The sequence below is a fragment of the Cupriavidus sp. FW306-1B-F12B genome (assembly GCF_058781795.1).
Window position 1 is genome coordinate 91,095 of the sequence record NZ_JBYSXC010000001.1, and the last position, 25,997, is coordinate 117,091.

Consider the following 25,997-nt stretch of genomic DNA (forward strand, 5'->3'; position numbering starts at 1 on the left):
GGAGGTTGGCATGGCGCTGCCGGTCAGTCGGTGCCGGCGCGCAGCTCGTCGGATACGGCGCTCACGCCGCGCACCGAACGAGCCAGTTCCATTGCCATCGTACGCTGTTTATCGTCGCGCACGGTGCCTTCCAGTTTGACCACGCCGTCAGTGGTGGATACGCGGATCCTGGCGGGGTCCAGCGTGCGCGCGTTGGCCAGGCGGGCCTGGACTTCGGCAGTGATGGCGCGGTCGCTGGCGGCTGCTGTGTCGCGCGGCGCGGCCGTGCGGCCCGTTGAAGACGGCGCCGCCGGCGCATCGGTCGGGGCGGCCGCAACGGCCTGGGAGGCGGCCATCGCCAGCACCGCCAGAGGCAGCGCCAGGCGGGCGATGCGGAAGCGTGGTGTCATGACGATCCTCCTGTACTTGGCAGCGGGCAGGGCGATTCCTGCACCGCATCTGCCTTGGACCTGCAAGCTCCGTTCCTGGCGCCGGCGCCGGCGCCGCCGGTGCGGGGCTGGGTCCTGTGCGGCTTGCGACGCTGCCGGTTCGGCGCACACGGCGTAGTTTTTACAGCCGCGGCAGAAACTGCATGTGCGGCCTGCCAGCGCCCGCCGCGGCATGACCGGCGCGATGCTTGCGCCGTCGTGTGATTGCGTGCCGTCGTGTCTATAGTGGAGGAAATGCTGGCAAAAACTGGCGAGCGGCAAGTGCCGGCGAGCACAGCCCGCAACGCCGGCCCCATGCCGCGGCGGCCCCCTGTGCGCCGCGTGCCGCCGGGCCCGACAGCGCAGCCGGGGGGAGCGGCTCATCCGTTGCGAGGTAGTCATGAACCTAGCCAGCATCCTGTCCACCGTCGTCCTGGCCTCGTCCGTCTCGGTGTCTTCGGCGCCGGTGGAGCGCCAGCTGCTTGCGATGACGCCCACGGACTTCGCCCAGCGCTTCAATACCGTGGCCCACGACACCGGCTCCGGCCTGGCCCTGCCCAGCTTCAAGGTCAAGCCGGGCTGGCACCGCGCCGCGCCCAGCTCGGGGGTGTCGGTGCTGGTGCGCGCCAGCCGCTCGGGCTACGCCATCGATGAGGTGGTGGTGGTGTGCCGCGAGGTCGAGCGCTGCTTCCTGACCATCTGCACGGCCGCGCTTGCGATTGACGACAGCGTCAACCCGCTGCTGCTGCAGCGCTTTATCGTGGCGCGCATCGCGACCGAGCTGGGTGAGGTCGGCCTGGTGATGTCGGGCCTGGCGTATATCGTCGTCACGCCCAAGGAGGACGATTACGTTGCCGTCGTGATCCGGCCCTACCTGCCGCAGGAACGCGGCGCTTCGCCCGGCCAGGCAAGGCGTGGTCCGCACGACGGCGCGCAGCCGCCGCAGCACGGCCAGGCGGTGCCGCATGGCACGCCACGCCATCACCACGGCCCGCTGACGCCGATCGTGTTGCACACGGCGGTGCAGAAGTCCTGAGGCCGCGAGCGTTCGCGCTGCCCCGGGGCCGCTTACGGCTGGCGCAACAGCAGCGCCACCGGCAAGCCGCCCAGCACCTCGCGCAGGCGCAGCCGGCCCATGGGTGCGTCCAGCACATGGCCGGTCAGCGCATCGGTCCAGCGGCTCGGCTGCGGCGCACTCACGTTCAGGGTGGTGTCGCCCCAGCCCGCGGGCGGGATGCGCGGGATGGTCGGGTCGACCTGCGAGGCCGCCAGCCGCGTCACCACGGTGATGGCCTGGTGCGCATCCGCGGTGCGGGCAAAGGCCAGCACCTGCGGCACCAGCGCGCCTTGCGCCGCCAGCATGCTGTATTGCCCGTCGGCAAAGAGCCGGGGATGGGCGTGGCGTACTGCCAGCACCTGGCGTATCAGCTGCTGCTTGATGCGCCCGTCGCGCCAGTGCGCCAGCCAGTGGGCCCAGCCGGCGCTGCAGCCCAGGCGCGCGCGCAGTTGCGCAAAATCGGGCGGGCGCCGGTTGTCGGGGTCCACCAGGCTCAGGTCCCAGCCTTCGCATCCCTGGTAGCGGTCGGGGATGCCTGGTGCGGTCAGCTGGACCAGCACCTGTGCCAGGCTGTTGACGGCGCCGGCCACGGCAATGTGCTGCGCAAACTGGCCGATATGCGCCAGCAGACCCAATGGCCAGTCCGCCGCGATGGCGCGCAGTAAGCCCTCGCACGCGGCTTCGTAGGCTGCGTCGGGGCAGGTCCAGTTGCCGTGGCGCTTGGCTTCGCGGATGGCCTTGAGCTGCCACGCGGACACGCGCTCCAGGAAGGCCTCGACGGTGTTGCCGCCTGCAGGCTTGCCGATGTCCTCCATCGGCCACGCGCCGACGAGGGTCTGGTACAGCATCAGGCGGTCGCCGGGGTCCGGGGCCTGCGGCAGCGTCGACAGCAGCGGTGCGCAGGCGCGTTCCCATGCCGCCACGGCATCCGCCCAGGCGTCGGGCATCTCGCTCAGCACGGCCAGGCGCATGCGTGTGTCCTCGCCGCGCTTGTGGTCGTGGGTCGCAGTGGCCAGCATGGCATGAGGACAGGCCATGCGCCGCGCCGCCATGCGCGCGTGGAACTGCGCCGGCGGCAGCGCCAGCGTGCCGGGGTCGCTGCCCACCTCGTTGCGCGACAGCAGCCGCCCGTAGCGGTAGAACGCTGTGTCTTCGCCGGCCTTGGCTGCCAGGGCGGGCATCAGTTGCTGCAGGCGGCGGCGCAGCACGCCGGTTTCGCTGTCGGGCGGGGCTGGCGTGCGCAGGCAGCCGCCGATAAAGGCCAGTGCCACGGCCTCGTCCGGGGCGAGCTCGGCGCGCGCCGCCTGCATGGCCTGGTCCAGCATGGCGTGGTCGGCCTGTGCGGCCGAGGCGTCGCGTGCGCCGGGTTGCGCGTCAAAGTAGCTGCGGTAGACGGGCACCGCCGCCATCAGCGCGGCCAGCGCGCGCCGCAGCGCCGCACGTGTCAGGTCGCGCGTGCCGGGCTCCTGCTTCGCGCAGTCGTGCAGGCAGGCGGCGGCGCCTTCGTACTCGGTCACCAGGTGACGCTCCAGCACCTGGCGCCGTGCCGCCGCGACATGGGCGGCATACGGGCGCGCATCGCCGCTGGCCGACGTCCACAGCGCGCCCAGCGGCGCCTCGCCGTTGCCATCGTGCAGCACGGCGGCAACGTCGTCCATGAAGTCGTAGCCCGTGGTGCCATCCACCTGCCAGTCCGGCGCCAGCCGTTCGCGCGGGCCCAGGATCTTCTCGACCACCAGCCACGGGTGCGCCAGCCGCAGCAACGGCGGGCGCGCGGCGGCGTGCCGGTCCAGTTCGGCGCGCAGCCGGCGGCAGTAGCCGGCAGGATCGGCCAGGCCGTCGACATGATCGACACGCACGCCGTCGATCCAGCCTTCGCGCAGCAGGCGGAAGACCAGCGCGTGGACGGCGTCGAATACCTGCGGGTCTTCCTCGCGCACGCCGACGAGATCGCTGATCTCGAAAAAGCGCCGCCAGTTCAGTGCCGCGGCGGCGGTGCGCCACCAGGCCAGCCGGTAGTGCTGGCGCTCCAGCAGTGCGTGCAGCCGGGTGCGGCCTTCGGCCTGCGTGGGGTCGTACCAGCCGGGCTGGGTTGCGGCGGCGGCATCCACGTTGCCCGGCGCCAGCGGCAGCGAGTGCTCGAAGTAGCGCAGGTGGGCGGCATCGCCGGCGCTTGCAGGCACCCATTGCAGCTCGCCCGCCACCAGCGTGTCCCAGTAGGACTGGCCCAGCATCGGCAGCAGGACCTTGCCATGCAGGGCGGGGTCGCGCGGGGTCCAGTCGATGTCGAAGCTGGCGGCGCAGCGGCTGGCGCGTCCGTGGGTCAGCACGTCGCGCCACCAGTGGTTGTGGGTGGGGTCGGCTGCCATGTGGTTGGGCACGATGTCCAGCACCAGGCCGAGGCCGGCGGCGCGGGCGCGCCCGGCCAGCGCCTTCAGGCCGGGCTCGCCGCCCAGCTCGTCGCGCACGCGGGTGAAGTCGGTGACATCGTAGCCGTGGCTGGAGCCCGGGCGCGCGCCGCACACTGGCGACAGGTACAGGTGGCTGACGCCGAGCGCGGCGTAGTAGTCGACCACGGCGGCGGCATCGGCAAAGGTGAAGCCCGGGTGCAGCTGCAGCCGGGCGGTGGCGCGGGGCAGGTCATGGTCGCCGCCATCGCCATGACCGCCTGGCAGGGATTCCGGCAAGCCGGCGGGCATTATCTGGCGCGCGCCGCTGCGGGCTCGCACATGGTGGCGACGCAGGCCAGCGGCGGCAGCATGCCGGCGGACAGCTCGGCCGCGGCGCCGGGCAGGCTTTCATGCAGCGCCGCGCTCATGTCGTGGCATGGCCGCATGCATGGCACGGCTTCGCTGCCCAGGTTCAGCCACAGGCTCAGCTCCATGCCGTCCATCAGCCGCCAGCGTGCGCACAGCGCGGCCGGCCCCAGGATATCGACACCGGCCGACTGGCAGCCGGCCAGCCGGTCCAGCAGTTCACGGCGGCGCACCGCGAGCAGCTCGTGGTAGTACGGGGTCCAGTCGCCGTCGTCTTCCAGCTCGGGGCGCGACGCCTCGAAGGTGGCCGGGTCGTTGGGGTCGGGGATGGCCGCGGCGCGCGCATCGTCGCGGAATGCCGCGGAAGCCGCAAACTCGCGGCGCCGGCCGTCGCGCACGGCCTGCGCCAGTTCGGGCGGGTGGCTGGTGAAGTAGAGGAAGGGCCGCTGCGTGCCGGTTTCCTCGCCCATGAACACCAGCGGCACCTGCGGGCACAGCAGCTGCAGCGCCACCGCTGCGCGCAGCGCATTGCGGTCCGCCAGGCCGGCCAGCCGGTCGCCCAGTGCGCGGTTGCCGGTCTGGTCGTGGTTCTGCAGGAAGCAGACGAAGGCCGTGGGCGGCAGGTGCGCGCTGGGCTGGCCGCGGCGCACGCTGTCCGCGCTTGACGGCACGCCCGGCGCGGCGGCAGAGCGGTGCGCCGACAACTCGCCCTGGTAGGCAAAGCCTTCGCCCAGCACGCGCGCAAGGTGGCGCAGCGCGGGCTCGCCGCGCCCCGCAGGCGCATCCTCGCCCTCATCGGCGCAGCGGGTGTAGTCGCAGTAGTAGCCGTCGCCCTCGCCGGTCAGCAGCACGTGCAGGGCATGGTGGGCGTCATCGTTCCATTGTGCGTCGTAGCCCTTGGCCAGCAGTTCGGCATCGTTGTTGTCGTTTTCCAGCACCAGGTGCAGATGGCGGCTGGCGCCGTCGCCTTCGGCCAGCGTGGTGCGCAGCTCGCCGGGCAGCGCCGCCAGCCAGCCTTCGTCCTCGATCGCGTGCACGGCGTCCAGGCGCAGGCCGTCGAAGCGGAACTGCTCCAGCCAGTAGCGCGCGTTCTCGGTGAAGAAGCGCCGCACCTGCGGCCGGCGGAAATCGATGGCCGGCCCCCACGGGGTCTGCCGGTCTGCGCGGAAGAACGCGCTGGCGTAGCGGTGCAGGTAGTTGCCCTCGGGCCCGAAGTGGTTGTAGACCACGTCCAGCAGCACCATCATGCCGAGCTGGTGGGCGCGGTCCACCAGCGCGCGCAGTTCATCCGGGGTGCCGTAGGCGGACTCGGGCGCGAACGGCAGCACGCCGTCATAGCCCCAGTTGCGCGCGCCGGGGAATTCCGCCACTGGCATCAGCTCGACCGCGGTGAAGCCCAGCGCCGCCAGCCGCGGCAGCTGCTGCGCCGTGCCGGCAAAGCCGCCGCACAGGCCCACGTGCAACTCATAGACGATGGCTTCATGCCAGGGGCGCCCGCGCCAGTCCGGACAGGCCCACGCAAAGGCGCCGGCGGCGTCGGGCGCGGGCACGATGCTGGGCCCGTGCACATCGTCGGCCTGGCAGCGCGAGGCCGGGTCGGGCACGGTGGTGCCGTCGTCAAGCCGGAACCAGTAGCGTGCCCCCTTGCTGCACGCAACGATGGCCTCGAACCAGCCGTTGGCGCCGGCCGCCATGTGCACCGGACCGAGCCCGGCGATCTCCAGCCGTACCGCCTGGCCTTGCTCGGCTGCGTCCGGAGCCCACAGCCGGAACCGCACGCGGCCGTCTGGCAGCCAAGCCGGCCCGAACAGGTAATCGTGCGCAGGTTCGTCGTAGCCTGGCAGGCCTGGCTGCCCGACGGCAGCGGGCGCCGCAAAGCAGTCGTGCGGGGCCAGGTTGGGCGTGGCGGAGCGGGCGCCGGGGGCGAGAAGAAACGGATTGGCGTGCAAATTCGGCTCCTGGCTTCGGAACAGCTGTGGAACGTGCAAAGGGAGAGCCGGCCGGATGGCCGGTCCTTGTGTCCAACGCGAACTCCATGCCCACGGAACAACGCTTTGCGAGGGCGCATGCTGGCGGGGCGTAGCCGCCAGCGCGGGCTTGGTTACATGGGCCATTGTAGAAACTTCCCGCGCAGTGCGGACGTGCGCTAGCCCACGCCCGCAGTGCCCGTCACGTCGCTTACGCGGCGCGCACCGGAGATTCAGCCTGCCAGGGCGCACCGCTGGCGCGGTGCAGCAGCCGCACCGGCACCGGCTCGATGTGCCAGATGCGCTCGCAATACTCGCGGATCGCCCGGTCCGATGAAAAGCGCCCGGAGCGCGCGCACGACAGCACCGACATGCGTTGCCAGCGCGCCGGTTCGGCAAAGGCCTGGGAGACTTTCTCCTGGCACTCGATGTAGGAGGCGAAGTCGGCCATCAGCAGGTAGGGGTCGTGCCTCTGCTGCGGGTCAAACAGCGGACGGAACAGCCCCGGGTCCCCGCGCGAGAAGAAGCCCTGCTGGACCAGGTCGATCACTGCGCGCAGCTGCGGGTTGCTGTGGTAGTAGGCGGCAGGGTCGTAGCCGCTGGCACGCAGCGCATAGACCTCCGGCGCGGTCAGTCCGAACGGGAAGAAGTTGTCGTTGCCCACGGCTTCGCGCAGCTCGATATTGGCGCCGTCCATGGTGCCGATATTGAGCGCGCCATTCATCGCGAACTTCATGTTGCCGGTGCCGGACGCTTCCTTGCCCGCCAGCGAGATCTGCTCGGCCAGGTCGGCCGCCGGGTAGATGCGCTGCCCGTAGGTGACATTGAAGTTGGGCAGGAACACCACCTTGAGCCGGTCGCGCACCTGCGGGTCGCGGTTGACCACGTCGGCCACCGAGGTGATGAAGCGGATCATCAGCTTGGCATAGGCGTAGCCCGGCGCCGCCTTGCCGCCGAACAGGAAGGTGCGCGGCTGGATCTCGGTGCCGGGGTCGGACTTGATGCGGTGGTACAGCGCGATCACATGCAGCACCGCCAGGTGCTGGCGCTTGTATTCGTGGATGCGCTTGACCATCACATCGAACATGGAGGACGGGTCCACCACCACGCCGGTGGTGTCGCGGACCAGCTCGGCCAGCGCTACCTTGTTCTGGTGCCGCGCGGCCTGCCATTGTTCGCGAAAGCCCGCGTCCTCGGCATACGGCTCGAGCGCGCGGAGCTGCGCCAGGTCGGAGATCCAGCCGTCGCCGATCGCCTCCGACACCAGCCGCGTCAGACGCGGGTTGGACAGCGCCAGCCAGCGCCGCGGCGTCACGCCATTGGTGATGCTGGTGAACTTCTCCGGCCACATCTCGTAGAAATCCTTGAGCACGTCCTCGCGCATCAGCCTTGAGTGCAGCTCGGCCACACCGTTGATGGCGTGGCTGCCCACGCACGCCAGGTTGGCCATGCGCACATGCCGTTCGCCGTGCTCATTGATCAGCGACAGCCGCGCCAGGCGCGATTCGTCGCCGTAGAAGCGGATCCGCACCTCGTCCAGCAAGCGCGCGTTGATCTCCAGGATGATCTCGAGATGGCGCGGCAGCACACGGGCAAACAGCGGCAGCGGCCACTGCTCCAGCGCCTCGGGCAGCAGCGTGTGGTTGGTGTAGGCAAAGGCATTCTGCGTGATGTGCCAGGCCTCGTTCCAGGCCAGGTCATGGTCGTCGACAAGCAGCCGCATCAGCTCGGCAATGCCCACGGCCGGGTGGGTGTCGTTCAGTTGCACCGCGAACTTCTCGTGGAAGCGCGTCACCGGGATGCCGTCGACGGCGAGCAGTCGCAGCATGTCTTGCAGCGAACAGGCGACGAAGAAGTATTGCTGCTCCAGCCGCAGCTCCTTGCCCTGGCTGGTCTCGTCGTTGGGGTAGAGGACCTTGGTCAGGTTCTCGGAAGTGACCTTCTTGCTGACCGCGCCCAGGTAGTCGCCGCGGTTGAAGGTATGGAAGTCGAAGGCCTCGGTGGCGTCCGCGCGCCACAGCCGCAGGGTGTTCACGGTATTGACGCGGTAGCCCAGGATCGGCGAGTCGAACGGCACGCCCACCACGGTCTTGGCCGGCACCCAGCGCACGCGGTAGTGGCCGCGGTCGTCGGTGTAGTGCTCGGTGTGGCCGCCCAGGCGCACCTGCACGGCCCACTCTGAGCGCTGGATCTCCCACGGGTTGCCGTTGCGCAGCCAGGTGTCGGTGGATTCCACCTGCATGCCGTCGATGATGGTCTGCTGGAAGATGCCGTACTCGTAGCGGATGCCATAGCCGAGCGCGGGGATTTCCAGCGTCGCCAGCGAATCCATGAAGCAGGCCGCCAGCCGGCCCAGGCCGCCATTTCCCAGCCCCGGCTCGACCTCTTGCTCCAGGATGCGGTCGAGATCCAGCCCGGCAGCGGCCATGGCCTCGCGCACCTCGTCGAAGATGCCCAGGTTGATCAGGTTGTTGCCCAGGTGCGGGCCCATCAGGAATTCCGCCGACAGGTAGGCGACGGTGCGCGAGGGCTGTCCCAGGTAGGCCTCGGCGGTGCTGATCCAGCGCTGCACCAGGCGGTCGCGCACGGTATGCGCCGCTGCCTGGTAGAGGTCGTTCTGGCTGGCGTGGCCGGGCAGCTTGCCCTGGGTATGGAAGACGTGGTCGAGGAAGGCCCGGCGCAGGCTGGCGCCGGACAGGGCGGTACGGGTGTCATCGGCATGCTCGGGCCGGACAGATTCCTTCATGGCGAGGCTCCTGCGCATGTGCGTGGGTCAAGCTTAGTGGATGGAGCAATCCCTGCACCGAGATCGCGGCTCTGGTCGTGCAAGCGGCACATATTGCGGGCGACCCGTGGCTACGCGCGTGGCGGCGGATGGCGTGCGCCGTGGCGGCCGCCGCGCAAGGCGTCGGCTCGCGCCTGCACCGCCGGGGTATCGAACAGCGCACGTACATCGGCATCGAGCCGGCGCTGCCAGTTGGGATGGACGCTGGTGGTGCCGGGCAGGTTGGGCTGCTCGGCCTCGCCCAGCAGGTCTTCCAGCGGCACCAGGCGCATGGCGGTGCGCGCGGTGCCGAGCCACGCCAGCACGGCATCGAGCGGGGCATCGGCGGGGTCCGGCACGGCGCCGCTGCACAGCCGCGCTGCGCACAGCGCCTGCCAGAGCGCGCCGCGCTCGCGCGCACGGCCGGCCTGCATCGCCGCGAGGGTTTCGCCGGGCGCCAGCAGGTGCAGCCGGTCGCGCCACGCAAGGTCGCGGCCGGCCCACCAGCCGGTGACTGTGGGGAGGTCGTGGGTCGAGGTGGTGGCGATGGCATCGGGCGGCCAGGCTGCGGGAGGCAGGAAGGCGGGCACGGTGTCGGGCGCCGGGGCGGGCACCCGCTGAGCTGCCTCGGCCGCATCCACTGGCGCGCTCTCCTCGCGCTGGAACCACAGCACATCGATGCCCAGCACGCCACGGGCCGACAGCGCCGCATTCAGCTCCGGCGGCACCGTGCCCAGGTTTTCGCCGATGATGATGGCGCGGTGCCGCCATGATTCCAGCGCCACCAGCCGCAACATGTCCTGCAGCGGATAGCGCAGGTAGGCGCCTTCACTGGCCGGGGCACCGGCAGGCACCAGCCACATGCGTGCCAGGCCCAGCACATGGTCGATGCGCAGCCCGCCGGCATGGGCCAGGTTGGCGCGCAGCATCTCCAGGAAGGCCGCGTAGCCGCGGCGGCGCAGCCCGCGCGGCGAGAACACCGCCACGCCCCAGTCCTGCCCGAGCGGGTTGTACAGGTCCGGCGGTGCGCCGGCATGGAAGCCCGCCAGGATTTCCTGTTGCCGCGTCCAGGCCTGGCTGCCGCCAGGGTCGGCCCCCACCGCCAGGTCGGAGACGATGCCGACCGCCATGCCAGCGCCGCGCGCCGCACGCTGCGCGCGTGCCATGCCGTCGGCCGCAATCCATTGCAGGAAAGCGTGGTAGGCGACCTCATCGGCATGGGCCTGTGCAAAGGCCGCCACGGCGGCATCGCCGGGCGCGCGCAGCGTCACCGGCCAGCAGCGCCAGTCAGGCGCGGGGTTGTGGTTCATGCCGTTGGCGCTGTCGGCCAGGCGCTGGGCCTGGATGGCCTCGTAGCAGGCGTGCGCGTGCAAGGCGGTGCCGCCGCGCGCGCGAAAGGCGGCGCAGTCATCGAGCGCCGCGCGCGGCAGCAGCGCATCGCTGCGCTCCCATAGCCACCGCAGGATGGCGTAGCGCAGCGGCGTCAGCTTGACCCAGTCGATCTCGCTGCGGGCTTCCAGCGCTTGCAGCGACGCGCCCGCGCCGAGCGCGGCGACGGCCCAGTCTACCGCGGCCTGCCCGAATTGCACGGCGGGGTCGGCATAGAGCGGATTCAGGAACAGGCGGCTGGACGGCGCATACGGGCTATAGCGCTCGGGCAGCGCGGCAAAGCCGGCGTGCAGTGGGTTGATGGCGACGGCGTCGGCGCTGGCGCCAGCCGCGCTGATGCAGCACTGGGTCAGCGCGCTCAGGTCGCCCAGGCCGCAGGGCGCGCCGCGGCGCAGGCCGTAGAGCTGCACTGCCAGGCCCCAGGGCCGGGTCAGTTCGCCCGCGCGGCCGGCGTGCCGCAGCGCATCGGCAACGCCGTAGCAGCGCGGCGGCGCGATCGCCAGCACGGTGTGCGCATCGCCGAGTTCCAGGCGGTGGTAGCCGCATACGTCGATGGCGGGCAGCAGCATGGTGCCGTCGCTGTCGCGCGCGCTGCCGTCGTTGCCACGCACCGCGGTGCCGGTGACGATGGCGCCGTCTTCCAGCGTCAGCCGGTAGGACCGCTGCGGCAGGGTATGTGGCCACGGCACCGCCACCGGCTTGCCGCGCTCGGCGGTGACCAGCGGCGGCAGTGCATGCGCGGCGTCATCGGAGGCAAGCCATGCGCGCGACGCTTCGCACTGGCCAGTGGTGGCGCAAGGCAGGCCCAGGCCGTCCAGCACGCGCCGCAGTGCGGCGTCGGACACAGTCTGGGGCTGGTTCCAGGCATCCGTCCACCGGGGCAGCAGGCCCGCGCGCAGTGCCAGCGCATGCAGCGGCGTGGGCGTGTCGTGGCGGGTGGCGCGCCGGCTCATGCCTGTGCCTCCTGCGGCGCGCCCAGCGGCGGGCTTTCCTGGGGCGCGCTCTGGCGGCTGCGGGCCTGGGCCGCCAGCAGCACCAGCGAGTGGCCCGCCACCGCCTGGCTGTCGGCGACCGCCTCGCCCGCGAGTTCGGCCTCGGTGGCGTCGGGCCGGCTGCTGTCGAACAGCAGTGTCCAGGCCAGTGCGGGCCCGGGCAGCAGGAAGGAGGCCTCGGCATCGCCGGCGTTGAGCAGCAGCAAGGTTACCTGCACGGCGCCGGCATCGCTCTCTTCGTCCTGCGCCAGCGAGCCCAGCTGCGCGCGCTCCGGTTGGGGCGGCGCGGCCGCGCGGCGCAGCGCGAGCGTGCGGGTCTCCGGGTCGGCCCATTCCTCGGGGGTGGGCGGCTTGCCGTCGGTATCGAACCAGGCAATATCGGCAATGCCCTGCGCCGGTTCCTCGCGCCCGTGCGCGAAGCGGTCGCCGGCCAGGGAGTGCAGCCGCCGGCGCAGGGCCAGCAGGCGGCGCACCATGTGCTGCAGCGGCTGCGCGCCGGGGGTCTGGGCCTGCTTCCAGTCCAGCCACGAGATCTCGTCGTCCTGGCAGTAGGCGTTGTTGTTGCCTTGCTGGCTGCGGCCCCATTCATCGCCGGCGGTCAGCATCGGCGTGCCCTGCGACAGCAGCAGCGTGGCCATCAGTGCCTGCGCCACGCGCGCGCGGCAGGCCAGGATGGCGGGGTCGTCGGTGGGGCCTTCGATGCTGCCGTCGGGGCTCCAGTTGGCGCTGGCGTTGTCGTCGGTGCCGTCGCGGTTGTCTTCGCCGTTGGCCTCGTTGTGCTTGCTGCTGTAGCTGACCAGGTCGGCCAGCGTGAAGCCGTCGTGCGCGGTGATGAAGTTGATGCTGGCCCAGGGGCGCCGGTGGCGGCGGTCGAAGAGGTCGGCCGAGGCCGCCAGCCGCGCCGCCAGCTCGCCGCGGTGGCCGGCGTCGCCGCGCCAGAAGCGGCGCGCCACGTCGCGGAACTTGTCGTTCCACTCGGCAAAGCCGGGCGGGTGGTTGCCAAGCTGGTAGCCGCCCGGGCCCAGGTCCCACGGCTCGGAGATCAGCTTGACGCGGCTCAGCACCGGATCCTGCATCAGTGCATCGAAAAAGCCCGAGCCCGCATCGAAACCGTTGCCCTCGCGCCCCAGGGTGGTGCCCAGGTCGAAGCGGAAGCCATCGACGTGGTAGCAGTGGACCCAGTAGCGCAACGAGTCCATCACCATCTGCAGCACGCGCGGATGCGACAGGTTGAGCGTATTGCCGCAGCCGGTGTCGTTGATGTAGTGGCGCTCGTCGCCCGGCACCAGCCGGTAGTAGCTGGCGTTGTCCAGCCCGCGCCACGACACCGTCGGTCCCAGCTCGTTGCCCTCGCAGGTATGGTTGTAGACCACGTCCAGGATCACTTCGATGCCGGCCGCGTGCAGGCGCCGCATCGCCACCTTGAACTCCTGCAGTTGCCCGGTGCCCAGGTAGGCGGGCTCCGGCGCGAAGTACGCCATGGTGTTGTAGCCCCAGTAGTTGCGCAGTCCGCGCTCCAGCAGGAAGCGGTCCTGCAGGATGGCGTGGACCGGCAGCAGCTCGACGGTGGTGATGCCGAGCTGCACCAGGTGGTCGATAAAGCGCGGGTCGCACAGCGCGGCGAAGGAACCGCGCAGGTTGGGCAGCAGGTCACCGCGCAGCATCGACAGGCCCCGCAGGTGGGCTTCATAGATGACGGTGGACGGCCACGGCACCGCGGGCGGGCGGTCGTCGCCCCAGTGGAAGCTCTCGTCGACCACCACCGCCTTGGGCATGGTGGGGGCGCTGTCGCGGCGGTCCGGAGTCAGGTCGCCGCGCGCGCTTTGCAGGCGGTAGCCGAACAGCGCATCGGACCAGCGCACCGGGCCGCTCAACTGGCGCGCATACGGGTCCAGCAGCAGCTTGTGCGGGTTGAAGCGGTGGCCGTGCGGGGGATCGTAGGGGCCGTGCGCGCGGTAGCCGTACAGGGTGCCGAGCGCGGCATCGGGCAGGTAGCCGTGCCAGATCTCGTCGGTGCATTCCGGCAGCCGCAGGCGCGCCAGCTCCTTGCGCCCGTTGTCGGAGAACAGGCACAGGTCGATGCGCGAGGCATGGGCCGAGAACACCGCGAAATTGACACCCAGGCCGTCCCAGTGGGCCCCGAGGGGATACGGCCTGCCCGGCAGCAGCCGGTCCGCGAACTGTCGGCTCATGTCGATGCGCCCTGGATGCCGCCACCCGGATCGAAGCGCAGCACCAGCGTGGCCAGCGGCGGCAGCGTCAGCGCGAGCGAAGCCGGCTGCCCGTGCGAAGGCACGTCCACTGCCGCTACCGCGCCGCTGTTGCCGACATTGCTGCCGCCATACACGGCGGCATCGGTATTCAGGCATTCCTGCCAGGCGCCGGCATACGGCACCCCGAGCCGGTAACCATAGCGCGGCACCGGGGTCATGTTGACCACCACCAGCACCACTTCGCGGCTGTATGGGCCCGCGCGGCGCAGCCACGCAAACACGCTGTTATGGTTGTCGTCGCCCACCACCCACTGGAAGCCTTCGGGGCGGTGGTCCAGCGCATGCAGCGCGGGCAGCTCCCGGTAGAGGCGGTTCAGGTCCCGCACCAGCGTGTGCATGCCGCGGTGCATGGGGTGGTCCAGCAAGGCCCAGTCAAGCTCGGCATCGTGGTTCCATTCCTGCCACTGCGCCAGTTCGCCGCCCATGAACAGCAGCTTCTTGCCCGGGTGCGCCCACATGAAGCCGTAGTAGGCGCGCAGGCCGGCAAATCGCTGCCACTCGTCGCCGGGCACCTTGCCGATCATCGAGGCCTTGCCGTGCACCACCTCGTCATGCGACAGCGGCAGCACGAAGGCCTCGGACCACGCATAGACCAGCCCGAAGGTCATGTCCTGGTGGTGCCAGGCGCGATGGACGGGCTCGTGTCCGAGATAATGCAGCGTGTCGTGCATCCAGCCCATGTTCCACTTGAAGTCGAAGCCAAGCCCGCCGCTGGCGACGCTGGCGGTCACGCCGGGCCAGGCGGTGGATTCTTCGGCGATGGTCAGCGCACCGGGGCAGCGTTCGTGGACCACGGCGTTCAGTTCGCGCAGGAAGTCGACGGCTTCCAGGTTTTCCCGGCCGCCGAAGCGGTTCGGCACCCACTGGCCGGGCTCGCGGCTGTAGTCGCGGTAGAGCATGGATGCCACCGCGTCCACGCGCAGGCCGTCGGCGTGGAAGTGCTCCAGCCAGTGCAGCGCGCCGGCCAGCAGGAAGCCGCGCACCTCGTTGCGGCCGAGGTTGTAGATCAGGGTGTTCCAGTCCTGGTGGAAGCCCTCGCGCGGGTCCTCGTGCTCGTACAGCGCGGTGCCGTCGAAGCGCGCCAGCCCGTGCGGATCGGTCGGGAAATGCGCGGGCACCCAGTCCAGGATCACGCCGATGCCGGCCTGGTGGCAGCGGTCGATAAACGCGGCGAAGGCCTGCGGCGGCCCCAGCCGCGCGGTGGGAGCATACAGCGACAGCGGCTGGTAGCCCCACGAGCCGCCAAACGGGTGCTCGGTGATGGGCAGCAGCTCGATATGGGTAAAGCCCAGTTCCTGCACGTACGGCACCAGCCTCTCGGCCAGGATTTCCCAGCCGCGTTGCGGGTCGTTGGCCGCCCGCAGCCACGACAGGGCATGGATTTCATAGACGGACATCGGCGCGGCATAGGCATCGGTGCCGCCGCGGCGCGCCATCCAGTCGGCGTCATGCCAGGCGAAGGGGGGCGCGCCCTGGTCCGGTCCGGCCACCACCGAGGCGGTGGCGGGGGGCGCCTCGGTGGCCAGCGCGAGCGGGTCGGCCTTGTCCGGCAGCTCGGTGCCGTGCGGGTCGAGCAGGTCGTACTTGTAGCGGCTGCCGGGCTGCGCGCCCAGCGCGGCGGGGATGAACAGCTCCCAGATGCCGCTGGGGTGGCGCAGCCGCATCGGGTGCCGCGCCGGGTGCCAGCCGTTGAAGTCAGCGATCACCGAGACCCGCTGCGCGTTCGGCGCCCACACGGCAAAGCGCACGCCGTCGATGCCGTCCACGCGCTGGCACTGCGCGCCCAGGCAGGCGCCCAGCTCGAAGTGGCGGCCCTCGGCGATCAGGTGCAGGTCCAGTTCGCCCAGCAGCAGGCCAAAGGCATAAGGGTCGGCGCTGCACTGCGCGGTGCCGTCGGACCATTGCACGCGCAGCCGGTAATCGGGCGCACTGCCCTTGTATTCGCGCGGCAGCCGCGCGGCGAAGACGCCGCCGCCATGGAGCTGCGCCATCTCCGCCAGTGGCGTGCCGCCGGCATCGGTCAGCTGCACCGACGCCGCCCCTGGCAGGCAGGCGCGCACCAGCGTGCCGTTGCCGTCAGGGTGCGGACCCAGCACCGCAAACGGGTCATGGTGGCGCGCACCAAGCAGGGCCTCGAGCTCGTGGCCCGGCAGCATGCCGGGTTGGGTGCCATGGGCGGGGCTCATGGCTGGTCTCCCGGCGCCAGCACTTTGCGCAGCAGGCGCGCCAGGCCGCTGACCGGCAGGTCGATCCACGCCACGCGGTTGGCGGCTTCGTAGTCGACCTCATAGGCTGCCCGTTCCAGCAGGAACAGGTCCAGCAATGGCTGCAGCTGGCCGGGCGCGACCCAGGGTGTGCCCGAGTCCTGCATGTGCAGGTGGTAGGAGTTCAGGAAGGCTTCGCTGGCGGTGCTGCGGAAGCGCTCCAGCAGCACCGCGCGGCGTTCGGCCAGCTGCGGCGGCAGTTCGCTGTGGGTGCGCTCCTGGCGGTCGGTGCCGACCGTGGCCGCGGCGTAGTCCAGCGAGCGCAGCAGCCCGGCCACATCGCGCAGCGGCGAGGTCTTGCGCCGGCGCCAGTCCAGCGGCAGGCCGGGCTCGCCTTCGAAGTCGACCAGGTAGGTGTCGTTCTGCGCAATCAGCACCTGGCCCAGATGGAAGTCGCCGTGGATGCGTGTCTGCAGGCTGCCCGGCGCGGCAGCGGCGAGCTGTTCGACCAGCGCGGGCAGCGCGTCGCGCGCGGCCAGCAGGGTCTGCACGTCGGCCTCGAAGCCCTGGCGCACCGGTCCCGGCACGGTGGCGGGCGCGGACTCCAGCCGCGTCAGCGCGCGCTGCAGCGCACGCAGGGCTTGCTCGGCCCACGCGCGCGCATCGCCTGCGGTGGCCGGCAGCGGCGCGAAGGCGTCGTCGCCGCTGGGCCGTGCCAGCACCGCATGGAGCTCGGCCAGCCGGCGGCCGAGCGTGCCAGCCAGCGCGGCGTAGCCGTTCATGGCCTCGGCAAACTCGTCCTCGCTCTCCTGCGAGGGCAGCGCGTCATCGATGGCGCGGCCCAGGTAGTCCAGGGTCCAGTCCCAGCCATTGCCCTGGTTCAGGACATAGCCCTGCAGCAGCAGCAGCGTATGCGGCACGCCATCCGGTCCGGTGCGCACCACCTCGCCCAGCAGCGGCGCCGCGTGCGCATAGCCCTGCGCGGTCAGGTAGCGCGTCATCTCGGCCTCGGGGTGGATGCCGCCAGAGACCCGGCGCACCATCTTGAGCACGGCGGTGTTGTTGTAGGACAGCGAGCTGTTGGACTGCTCGGCCGACATGTATTCGATCGGGTCGCGCTCCAGTTCCAGCGCGGCCAGGCCGGCTTCGGCGCGGAAGTGGATGATGTCGTTGCCGGCGTGCATCTGCACGTCATTGCGCAGCGCGCGCACCACCTCGCGCGCAAAGGGCTCGACCACGAAACCGTCGGTGGCCAGCCCCACGCGGCTGCCCTGGCGCACGCGCGCCATCGACAGTCCATGTGCCAGCTGCGACACGCTGTCGGCGCTCTCGCGGTCCCACAGGATGCCCAGCGGCAGCTGGTAGCGTTCGGTGCGGCCAGGCAGGGTCACCTCGACCTCGCCCAGGTAGACATCTTCGCCGCTGCTGCCGCGCGCAAATGGCAGCAGGTACGCCGGTTCGATGCGCTCGATGCGCTCGTGCTTGGCGCCGAACCAGCGGCGCCGGCTGATGTAGTGCGGCAGCACGTCGCTGGCCATGATGCGGCGCGAGGCGTCGGTCAGCTCCGGCCGGCTCGTGTTCTGCATCACCAGGGTGATCTGGTCCGGCATCTGCTCGGGTGCTTCCACGTGCCATGACGGGGGCTGCGCCTCGTCACTGAGTACGAACCAGTAGAAGCCATAAGGCGGCAGCGTCAGCAGGTAGGTCAGCGTGCCGATGGCCGGGAACGGCGTGGCGCCCATCATCTCCACCGGCACGCGGCCGTTGAAGGCGGACAGGTCCAGTTCGACGGCCTGCGGCGCGCGCGACAGGTTGGCCACGCACATGATGTGCTCGTCCTCGTATTCGCGCAGGTAGGCCAGGATTTTGCGGTTGCCCGGAAACAGGAAGCGCAGCGTGCCGCGGCCGAAGGCGCGGTGCTTGCGCCGCAGCGCCAGCATGCGCCGCATCCAGTTCAGCAGCGAATGCGGGTCGCGCGCCTGCGCCTCGACGTTGACGGCTTCGTAGCCATACAGCGGGCCCTGCAGCGGCGGCAGCACCAGGCGCTCGGGGTCGGCGTGCGAGAAGCCGCCGTTGCGGTCGGGCGACCACTGCATCGGCGTGCGCACTCCGTCGCGGTCGCCCAGGTGGATGTTGTCGCCCATGCCGATCTCGTCGCCGTAGTAGATCACCGGCGTGCCCGGCATCGAGAACAGCAGGCTGTTCATCAGCTCGATGCGGCGGCGGTCGCGCTCCATCAGCGGCGCCAGCCGGCGGCGGATGCCCAGGTTGATGCGCGCGCGCCGGTCCGTGGCGTAGACCTCCCACAGGTAGTCGCGCTCGCTGCTGGTCACCATCTCCAGCGTCAGTTCGTCATGGTTGCGCAGGAAGATGGCCCACTGGCAGTTGGGCGGCACCTCCGGCGTCTGGCGCATGATGTCGGTGATCGGGAAGCGGTCTTCGCGCGCGATTGCCATGTACATGCGCGGCATCAGCGGGAAGTGGAAGGCCATGTGGCATTCGTCGCCTTCCGGCTCCGGGCCGGTCAGGCCGAAGTACTGCTGCGCGTCCTCGGGCCACATATTGGCTTCTGCCAGCAGCATGCGGCCGGGGAAGCGCGCGTCCAGGTGGGCGCGGATATGGCGGATGACGGCATGGGTCTCGGGCAGGTTCTCGTTGCTGGTGCCTTCGCGCTCGACCAGGTAGGGCACCGCGTCCAGGCGCAGCCCGTCGACGCCCATGTCGAGCCAGTAGCGCATCACCGACAGCACCTCGTTGAGCACCTGCGGGTTGTCGAAGTTCAGGTCCGGCTGGTGCGAGTAGAAGCGGTGCCAGAAGTAGGCGCCGGCCACCGGGTCCCAGCTCCAGTTGGACTTCTCGGTGTCACAGAAGATGATGCGGGTGCCGGCGTAGGCCTGGTCATGGTCCGACCACACGTAGTAGCGCCGCGCCGCCGAGCCGGGTTTGGCGGCGCGCGCGCGCTGGAACCACGGATGCTGGTCGGAGGTGTGATTGATCACCAGCTCGGTGATCACGCGCAGCCCGCGCGCGTGCGCCGCGGCGATAAAGCGGCGCGCCTCGGCCAGCGTGCCGTAGTCGGGGTGGACGTTGCGGTAGTCGGCGATGTCGTAGCCGTCGTCGCGCCGCGGCGACGGATAGAACGGCAGCAGCCAGACCGTGTCCACGCCCAGGTTGACCAGGTAGTCGAGCTTGGCCAGCAACCCGGCAAAATCGCCCACGCCGTCGCCGTTGGCGTCGTAGAAGGACTTGATGTGGAGCTGGTAGATGATCGCGTCCTTGTACCAGAGCGGATCGGCGTTGAGCAGGGCGGCACTGCCGGTTTCGGTAAGGCGTTTCATCCGTGTCTCCACGTATGCCTGTCAGGCGCCGTGCGGGTCGGTCGAGGCCGGCGCCGCGGGTGGGCGGGGGGCGGGACGCTCAAGCGGGCGCACATGCCAGACCGTGAAGGGCAGTTGCGCCGGATCGAGCCGGATGCGCTGGTGCTTGCCGCGCAGCTCGAAGCGCCGGCCGTGCATCAGGTCGTGCACCGCCAGGCCGGCCTGGTCGGGCAGCCCCCATTCCCACAACGGGATTTCGATATCGGTCTCGTGCGCCGTGCGCGGGTCCAGGTTGATCGCGGCCAGCAGCACGTCGTCGCCGAACAGGTAGTCGGTGCCCGGCATGAAGCGCGCGAACCACAGCACGGCGTCGCTGCCGGCATGGTAGAAGCGCAGCCCCAGGTGGTTCTGCAGCGCCGGGTGCCCGGCGCGGATCTCGTTGAGCCGTGAGATCTCCGCAACGATATTGCCGGGCTGCTGCCAGTCGCGCACGCGCAGCTGGTATTTCTCGGAATCGAGGTATTCCTCGCGCACCTTGCCGTTCAGCACAAAGGGCGCGCTCTCGCACAGCTCGAAGCCGCTGTACATGCCCCACAGCCCCGACAGCAGCGTGGCCAGCGCCGCGCGGATCAGGAACGCGGGGCGCCCGCCCTGGTGCAGGAAGTAGGGGTTGATGTCAGGGGTGTTGACGAAGAAGTGCGGCCGGAAGAAGTCGCGCAGCGGGCTTTGCGTCAGCTCGGTCAGGTATTCGGTCAGCTCCCACTTGGCATTGCGCCAGGTGAAGTACGTGTACGACTGGCTGAAGCCCAGCTTGGCCAGCCGCGCCATCATCTTGGGCCGGGTGAAGGCCTCGGCCAGGAAGATGGTGTCGGGGTGGCGCGCGCGCACGTCGGCGATCATCCACTCCCAGAACGGCAGCGGCTTGGTGTGCGGGTTGTCGACGCGGAAGATGCGCACGCCCTGGTCGGCCCAGAACATCACCACGTCGCGCAGGGCCTGCCATAGCGCGGCGCCCGCGGGCGGCGCGGCGTAGAAATCGACGTTGACGATGTCCTCGTACTTCTTGGGCGGGTTCTCGGCATAGCGCAGTGAACCGTCGGGGCGGTGCGCAAACCACTCCGGGTGGTCCCTCAGCCACGGATGGTCGGGTGAGCACTGGATGGCAAAGTCGAGCGCCAGCTCCAGGCCATGGGCAGCGGCCGCGTCGCGCAGGCGGCGGAAGTCTTCGAAGGTGCCCAGCTCGGGATGCAGCGCATCGTGGCCGCCTTCCGCGCCGCCGATGGCGTAGGGGCTGCCGTGATCGCCCGGCTCGGCACGCAGGCTGTTATTGCGGCCCTTGCGGTGGGTGCGGCCGATCGGGTGGATCGGCGTGAAGTAGAGCACGTCGAAGCCCATCGCGCGAATCGCGGGCAGCCTGGCGATGACATCGTCGAAGGTGCCGTGGCGGGTCTCGTCGTTGCTTTGCGAACGCGGGAACAGCTCGTACCAGCTGGCGTAGCGCGCGGCCAGGCGATCGGCCTCGACCGGCATGGCCACCGGATGCCGCGAGGCAAACGGGCGCCCCGCCGGGGTTGCCATCACCGCCTGCATCGCGGCCGCGGTGCGTGGCGACAGCAGGATCTCCTGCCGGCGAGCGTCATCGCCGGCGGCGGTGATCAGTTCGTCGACGATGGATGAGAGCTCGGTGTCCGCGGTTGCCGTCCGGCTGTTCTTCCCGCCATTGCCCAGCTTCCCGTTCCTGGCAGGCTGCAGCAGCGCATCGGCCACCAGCCGCGCGCCTTCCTCGATCTCCAGCGCCACGTTGAGGCCGGCCGCGCGCTTCTTGCCGATTTCGTCGAGCCAGCTGGCGAAGGTGTCGCGCCAGGCCTCGACCGTGAATTCATGCCGTCCCAGCGCCACCAGCGGGAAACTGCCTTCCCAGCGGTCGTTGATCACGGGCTGCATCGGCGCCTGGTGCCAGTCAGTCTCGCCCGGCGCACGCCACAACACCGTGGCGGCAAGCTTGTCGTGGCCATCCATCCAGATATCGGCACTGACGGTCACGCGCTCGCCCACCACGCGCCGCACCGCGAAGCGGCCTTCGTTGCAGGCGGGTTCGACGTGCTCGATGGCGATGCGCGGGGCCTCCATCGCCGCCACCACGCTGCCCAGGCCGGTGGCGGCCAGCGTTTCATGGCCGTGCGGCGCGCGCGCGTCGGCTGCCGGCATGCCGGGCCGCGTCAGGGGCACCGGTGGCACTTCATAGAGGCGGATGTCGGCCGGCGCCAGCGTGATGCTGGCCAGCGCATCGAGCCGATGGTTGGCATCGACCGTCCCGCCCGGACCGCCCAGTGACGATTCCAGGTGCGCGCTGGCGTGCGGCAGCGCGCTCAGCACGCGGTCGGCGCCCAGCGTGCCGGGCGCCGCGGGGTCCGGATTGAGCACCACTGCCAGGGCGGGGGCACCGTCCGGTACCTCTGGGTCGCTACGGGTGCCGGCCGCGTCGGGAGCGGGGCAGGCGCCGTCCGGCACCGGCAGCCGTGCCAGCACCGTCAGCGGCGCGTCGGGTCCGCTCAGCAGGCGCACGGCCAGTGCCGGCGCCGGATCGCGCGCAGCCAGCCAGGTATTGGTTTCCAGCAGCTCGTGGGTGATGTCGTACGGCGCGCCCTGATGCGGGGCGCCATCCGCGGCCAGCGGGTCGCGTGCCAGCGCGCCGCCGGTCTCGAAGCCGGCCGGCACCAGGATGCCGTCGCCGATCGCCGCGGCGGTCCACAGCGCACGCCGCGCGCTGAGCGCGTCATGGCTTGCCGGCGTCAGCGCGGGGGCGGCCAGCACCCGGCCGAAGGGGCGCAGGCGCGCGATTTCCTCGGTCAGCCAGGGGCTGCGAAAATCCCACCACGGCAGCGAGCAGAACGCGCCGTCGAAGCCGGCGGGCGCCAGCTCATCCAGTTGTGCCGGCGTCAGCCCCGGCGTCCATGCCAGGAAGCATGGCGCACCGCGCGCCTGTGCCGGCACGGCATCGCTGCGCAGCGTGCCGGCCAGCGCGGCCCAATGCCTGCCGGGCACGCGTGCCGGCGCACGGCAGCAGAAGCCCGCCGCGCCTGCCGCCCAGGCCTGGCGCAGCCGGGCCGCCCACCACTGCACCAGCGCCTCGGCCGCGGGCTGGTCATGCCAGCGCAGGCGCGCGCCGGGGATGTGGCTGTCGGTCTCGTGTGGGGCGAAGGCAGGAACCGCACTGTCGATCCAGCCAGGGTCGGGAGCTGGCCCGGCGCCGTCGGCGGGGTCGACCGCATAGCGGTCCAGTGAGATGTCGAGCAGCGGGGCCAGCCCGTGCCGGGCGCAAGCCGCGAAAGCGTCTTCGCCGGGCAGGTGCGGCCAGCCGCCGATCAGTACGTGGTCGAAGCCCAGTGCCGCCACGCGCTGGAGCGCGTGTTCATCGGCATCGGGCGTTCCGGTCAGGTCGATCTGGCAGATCCGCACAAAATCCTCCCGGTGTTTCGCTCCGACGGAGCAACAAAATCCCGGTCCGGCGCCTTGCGGCCGGCCGGCGGGATGGCACAGCCATGCGAAGTGCGTGCCAGCGCGCCCGGCCAGTCTCCAATTGCGCGCCCAGCCAAGGCACCTCAAGGGCAAGCGCCGCGGCATCTCATGTGCGCGATGCCTTACTGCTTGTAAAAACTACCGGCGCGCCCCGTGCCGATGGAAAGAACGCGCAGGGCAATGGGGCCGATGCGAGCGCGGTGTCCAGCCGGTACGCTTCTTGCCGCTCTCTGGCAGCGCGTGTTGTTCCCGGCACGGTGGGAAGGCCGCGGAAGGAGGCGCATGGACTGGTGGCTGGAGGCAGCGCAATGGCCGGCGATGGTGGTGACGGTGGTGGCCACCTGGCTGGTCGGCTCACGCCGGAGCGCGCGCCGGCGCGCCGGCTTCTGGGTCTTCCTTGCCAGCAACGTGCTGTGGATTGCCTGGGGCTGGCACGGCGGCGCCAAGGCGCTGGTGGTCCTGCAGCTGGCACTGATCGCGATGAACCTGCGCGGCATGCGCGAGGCCCGCAAGGCGTGGCCGCCCGCCTCGCAGCGCGCGCTTGCGGCCACTGGCGGCGCGCGGAACGAGCCGCTATCCTTGCACGAGCCCGGTGTGCGGCGCACGTCCGGCGCGAGCGAGCAACCGCCGGCGGCAGCCGGCCCCGATCGGTGACTTCACGGGTCCGCGCGCGGACCAGGGCAGGTGTGTCATGGCGAAGAAGAAGATCCTGTTGCTCAATGCGCTGATCGCGGCATCGCGCGAAGGCGAGCTTGGCTGCCGCGGCGCAGCGCTGGCCGCGGCCAATCCCCACCTGAAATCGCTGCTCACCAGCCGCGCCAATGCGTTTGCGCAAGCGGCGCGGGAGCTGCAGGCGTGCCTGCTTGACCTGGGGCAGCTGCCCGACATGACGGCAGCCCCGGCTGCGTCGGCCGGAAGCGCGATCGGCAAGCACGGCTCGGACCGGTCCATCCTGCAGGAGGTCAGCAAGCGCGAGCACGCCGTGCAGCGGCGCTATGCGCGGGCCCTGCGCACGCAGGTGCTGGGCACGCGCCTGCGCGCCGTGGTGCGCCGCCAGTACCGTGGGGCGCAGGTCAGCCACGAGCTGTTTCGCGTGCTGCAGCAGCAGTACCGGACGCCGCAGGCAAGCCCGTAGCCGCCGGCCGAGACCGCATTTCTTACAAGGCAACGAATGAATTGCACGCGCGGCCGGCCGCCACGCAGGGCGCCGCGCGCAATGCATGCCCCCCGGGGATGGCGCTCATCTTGCATGTCTGCGGGACATGCATCCCGTACGGAGACCGTCATGCCCGAGCACCCGCCCAAGCCAGCCCGGCCATCGCAGGATGCGCCGCGTGCGCCGCGCCATCCCGGCAACCCGGAAGATGTGCGCAAGGGCCAGGTGACCACCCCCCTGGCGCGCGACACGTTCCGCCAGCGCTTTCTTGCGCGCTTCGCGGATCCCGCATACCGGCAGGAGGATGAGGCGCTGGACCGCCTCGAACACATCGCCTGGGATGCCTATCAGGAAGGCCGCAAGGCACCCCGCACGCATAAGGCCGGGCCCGGCTATGCCGATCCGGACTACGAGCTCTCCGACGAGTGGCGCGCCGCCAGCGAGGCCGTGCGGAGCGCACAGGAGCGCCAGGCCGATCCCGCCACGCCGTCGCGCGTGCTGCTGGTGTGCGCCGCGGCGCGCAACGACTACACCTGCCCGGGCGAGATATCGAAATCCTGGCGCCTGGCCGCGCGCGCACGGGAACGGCTGGAGGCGGACGGCATCGAGGTCGACCTGCTCGACCTGAGCCTCCTCGCTTCGGATGCCGACCTGCGCATCCATCCGTGCAAGGCGTGCGTGTCGACGGCAATGCCGTTGTGCCACTGGCCGTGCAGCTGCTATCCCAACCATGCGCTGGGCCAGGTCAACGACTGGATGAATGAAATCTATCCGCGCTGGGCGGCCTGCCACGGCGTGCTGATCGTGACGCCGGTGTACTGGTACCAGGCCGCCAGCCCGCTGAAGCTGATGATGGACCGGCTGGTCTGTGCCGACGGCGGCAATCCCGATCCCACCAGCACGCATGGCAAGGACGTGGTGCGCGCCAAGGCGATGGAGCTGTCCGGCTGGGACTATCCCAAGCACCTGTCCGGGCGCGCCTACGGGCTGGTGGTGCACGGCGACGTGGCCGGCACCGAGGGCGTGCGCCGCGCGCTGGCCGACTGGCTCGACTGGATGGGCCTGATCGACGCGGGCCCGCAGGCGCGGCTGGACCGGTATATCGGCTACTACGAGCCCTATGCCACCAGCCACGTGGCACTGGACCAAGACACTGGCGTGCAGGGCGAAGTGGACAACGTGGCGCGCGCGCTGGCGTGCGCGGTGCGGCAGTTGCGCAAGGGCGAACTGCGCGCGCCGGACCGCGGGCTGGTGCCGCCGCGGCAGAAGTAGCGGGACGCAGACTGATTGACGAATCGGGGCAAGCGGAGACGACGATGGATCGCAGAGACAACTGGCGCGGCCAGCCATGGCACGAGAGCGCGGTGCCTGAAGCCGATATGCGCAGTCACTACGTGGGCGCCTACGGGGTCTACGACTATGACGAGCCGGTGGACCCGGACGAGTCTGGCGGGCGCCGCGGGGCCTGGGAATGGCGCCCGGAGCGCTTGCCGCCGGACGCGCCGGCGCCGCGCGCCCGGGGCCAGGCCGATCCTTACCGCCAGTTCACCGGCTACAACGAGCGCATGGATCTCTACCGGGGCGGGCCGCAGCGGGCGCGTCCGGTGGGGCCGCGCAACTACCAGCGCACGGACGAGCGCATTCTCGAAGACCTGTGCGAGCAGCTCTCGCGCAGCGCGCGGCTGGACCTCAACGATGTCGAAGTCCGGGTCGAGCAGGGCGTGGTGACGCTGGAGGGCAGTGTGCCGGACCGGCTGCAGAAGTACCGGATCGAGGATATTGCCGACGAGGTTTTCGGCGTGAAGGATCTGGTCAACCACTTGCACGTGGCGCGCACTGGCGCAGCGCAAGCGCATCCGGGCCACGGCATGCGTACCTACTGAGGCGTTGTTCCCACGGACGGGAGAGTGCGCGCATGACCGGTTCCCCGAACCCAGCCAATCCCCGTGGCAATGCCGCGACTGCAGCGGATATCGCGCTGCAGGCGGCCTTGTGCTCGCGCCTGTGGGACGCCGGCCTCGACGTGAGCGAGGTGGCCGTGGACGTGGCGCAAGGCCGCGTGACGCTGCGCGGCGCGATCGGCGCGCAGGCCGATTGCGATGCAGTCGAAGCCTGCGTCCGCGGCTGTGACGGCGTGCGCGAGATCGTCAATCGCATCCAGGTTGCGCCGGACCGCACCGGCGGATGAGCTTCCGT

The 25,997-nt window shown here is 70.7% G+C and carries 15 protein-coding genes; 6 read left to right on the forward strand and 9 right to left on the reverse strand.

What is annotated here, in order from left to right; genetic code table 11:
• Positions 1–23: 23 nt before the first annotated feature.
• The gene (locus tag AC3WLE_RS00420; RefSeq protein ID WP_010814552.1) at positions 24–389 is read right to left on the reverse strand and encodes a BON domain-containing protein; all 366 of its coding nucleotides are present in this window, start codon (positions 387–389) and stop codon (positions 24–26) included.
• A gap of 418 nt (positions 390–807) precedes the next feature.
• Here AC3WLE_RS00420 and AC3WLE_RS00425 point away from each other — a divergent pair, with 418 nt between their 5' ends.
• Positions 808–1,443 (forward strand): malto-oligosyltrehalose synthase, encoded by a 636-nt coding sequence (locus AC3WLE_RS00425; RefSeq protein WP_492316886.1) that lies wholly within the window; start codon positions 808–810, stop codon positions 1,441–1,443.
• Between the two features lie 32 nt (positions 1,444–1,475).
• On the opposite strand, the gene treY is transcribed toward AC3WLE_RS00425, so the two are convergent.
• From treY to AC3WLE_RS00465, 8 genes are all read right to left on the reverse strand, one after another.
• Positions 1,476–4,163, reverse strand: a complete 2,688-nt coding sequence (treY, locus tag AC3WLE_RS00430) for a malto-oligosyltrehalose synthase (protein WP_492355724.1) — start codon at positions 4,161–4,163, stop codon at positions 1,476–1,478.
• A complete protein-coding gene (treZ, locus tag AC3WLE_RS00435) occupies positions 4,163–6,169 on the reverse strand; it encodes a malto-oligosyltrehalose trehalohydrolase (protein ID WP_492355725.1) in 2,007 nt (668 codons plus the stop codon). The genes treY and treZ overlap by 1 nt, the downstream gene beginning before the upstream one ends.
• 229 nt (positions 6,170–6,398) lie before the next feature.
• On the reverse strand, positions 6,399–8,933 hold the full coding sequence (locus AC3WLE_RS00440; protein WP_492340427.1) for a glycogen/starch/alpha-glucan phosphorylase: 2,535 nt from the start codon (positions 8,931–8,933) through the stop codon (positions 6,399–6,401).
• 110 nt (positions 8,934–9,043) lie between these two features.
• Positions 9,044–11,293 (reverse strand): 4-alpha-glucanotransferase, encoded by a 2,250-nt coding sequence (gene malQ, locus AC3WLE_RS00445; RefSeq protein WP_492351056.1) that lies wholly within the window; start codon positions 11,291–11,293, stop codon positions 9,044–9,046.
• Positions 11,290–13,524, reverse strand: coding sequence for a glycogen debranching protein GlgX (gene glgX, locus AC3WLE_RS00450; protein WP_492355726.1), 2,235 nt, complete (start codon positions 13,522–13,524; stop codon positions 11,290–11,292). Before glgX ends, malQ begins: the two co-directional genes overlap by 4 nt.
• Positions 13,521–15,791, reverse strand: coding sequence for a 1,4-alpha-glucan branching protein GlgB (gene glgB, locus AC3WLE_RS00455; protein WP_492355727.1), 2,271 nt, complete (start codon positions 15,789–15,791; stop codon positions 13,521–13,523). The genes glgX and glgB overlap by 4 nt, the downstream gene beginning before the upstream one ends.
• Positions 15,788–19,147 carry a maltose alpha-D-glucosyltransferase gene (gene treS, locus AC3WLE_RS00460; RefSeq protein ID WP_492355728.1) on the reverse strand — a complete coding sequence of 1,120 codons (3,360 nt, stop codon included), beginning with the start codon at positions 19,145–19,147 and terminating at the stop codon, positions 15,788–15,790. The genes glgB and treS overlap by 4 nt, the downstream gene beginning before the upstream one ends.
• Positions 19,148–19,168: 21 nt before the next feature.
• On the reverse strand, positions 19,169–22,585 hold the full coding sequence (locus AC3WLE_RS00465; RefSeq protein ID WP_492355729.1) for a maltotransferase domain-containing protein: 3,417 nt from the start codon (positions 22,583–22,585) through the stop codon (positions 19,169–19,171).
• A 342-nt stretch (positions 22,586–22,927) separates the two neighbouring features.
• Here AC3WLE_RS00465 and AC3WLE_RS00470 point away from each other — a divergent pair, with 342 nt between their 5' ends.
• From AC3WLE_RS00470 to AC3WLE_RS00490, 5 genes are all read left to right on the forward strand, one after another.
• The gene (locus AC3WLE_RS00470) at positions 22,928–23,299 is read left to right on the forward strand and encodes a hypothetical protein (RefSeq protein ID WP_492316895.1); all 372 of its coding nucleotides are present in this window, start codon (positions 22,928–22,930) and stop codon (positions 23,297–23,299) included.
• Positions 23,300–23,336: 37 nt separating this feature from the next.
• Positions 23,337–23,780, forward strand: a complete 444-nt coding sequence (locus AC3WLE_RS00475) for a PA2169 family four-helix-bundle protein (protein ID WP_492351061.1) — start codon at positions 23,337–23,339, stop codon at positions 23,778–23,780.
• A gap of 150 nt (positions 23,781–23,930) precedes the next feature.
• A complete protein-coding gene (locus tag AC3WLE_RS00480; protein WP_492355730.1) occupies positions 23,931–25,073 on the forward strand; it encodes a flavodoxin family protein in 1,143 nt (380 codons plus the stop codon).
• Positions 25,074–25,117: 44 nt separating this feature from the next.
• A complete protein-coding gene (locus tag AC3WLE_RS00485; protein WP_492316898.1) occupies positions 25,118–25,684 on the forward strand; it encodes a BON domain-containing protein in 567 nt (188 codons plus the stop codon).
• A gap of 32 nt (positions 25,685–25,716) precedes the next feature.
• The gene (locus AC3WLE_RS00490; protein WP_492316899.1) at positions 25,717–25,989 is read left to right on the forward strand and encodes a BON domain-containing protein; all 273 of its coding nucleotides are present in this window, start codon (positions 25,717–25,719) and stop codon (positions 25,987–25,989) included.
• Positions 25,990–25,997 lie beyond the last annotated feature (8 nt).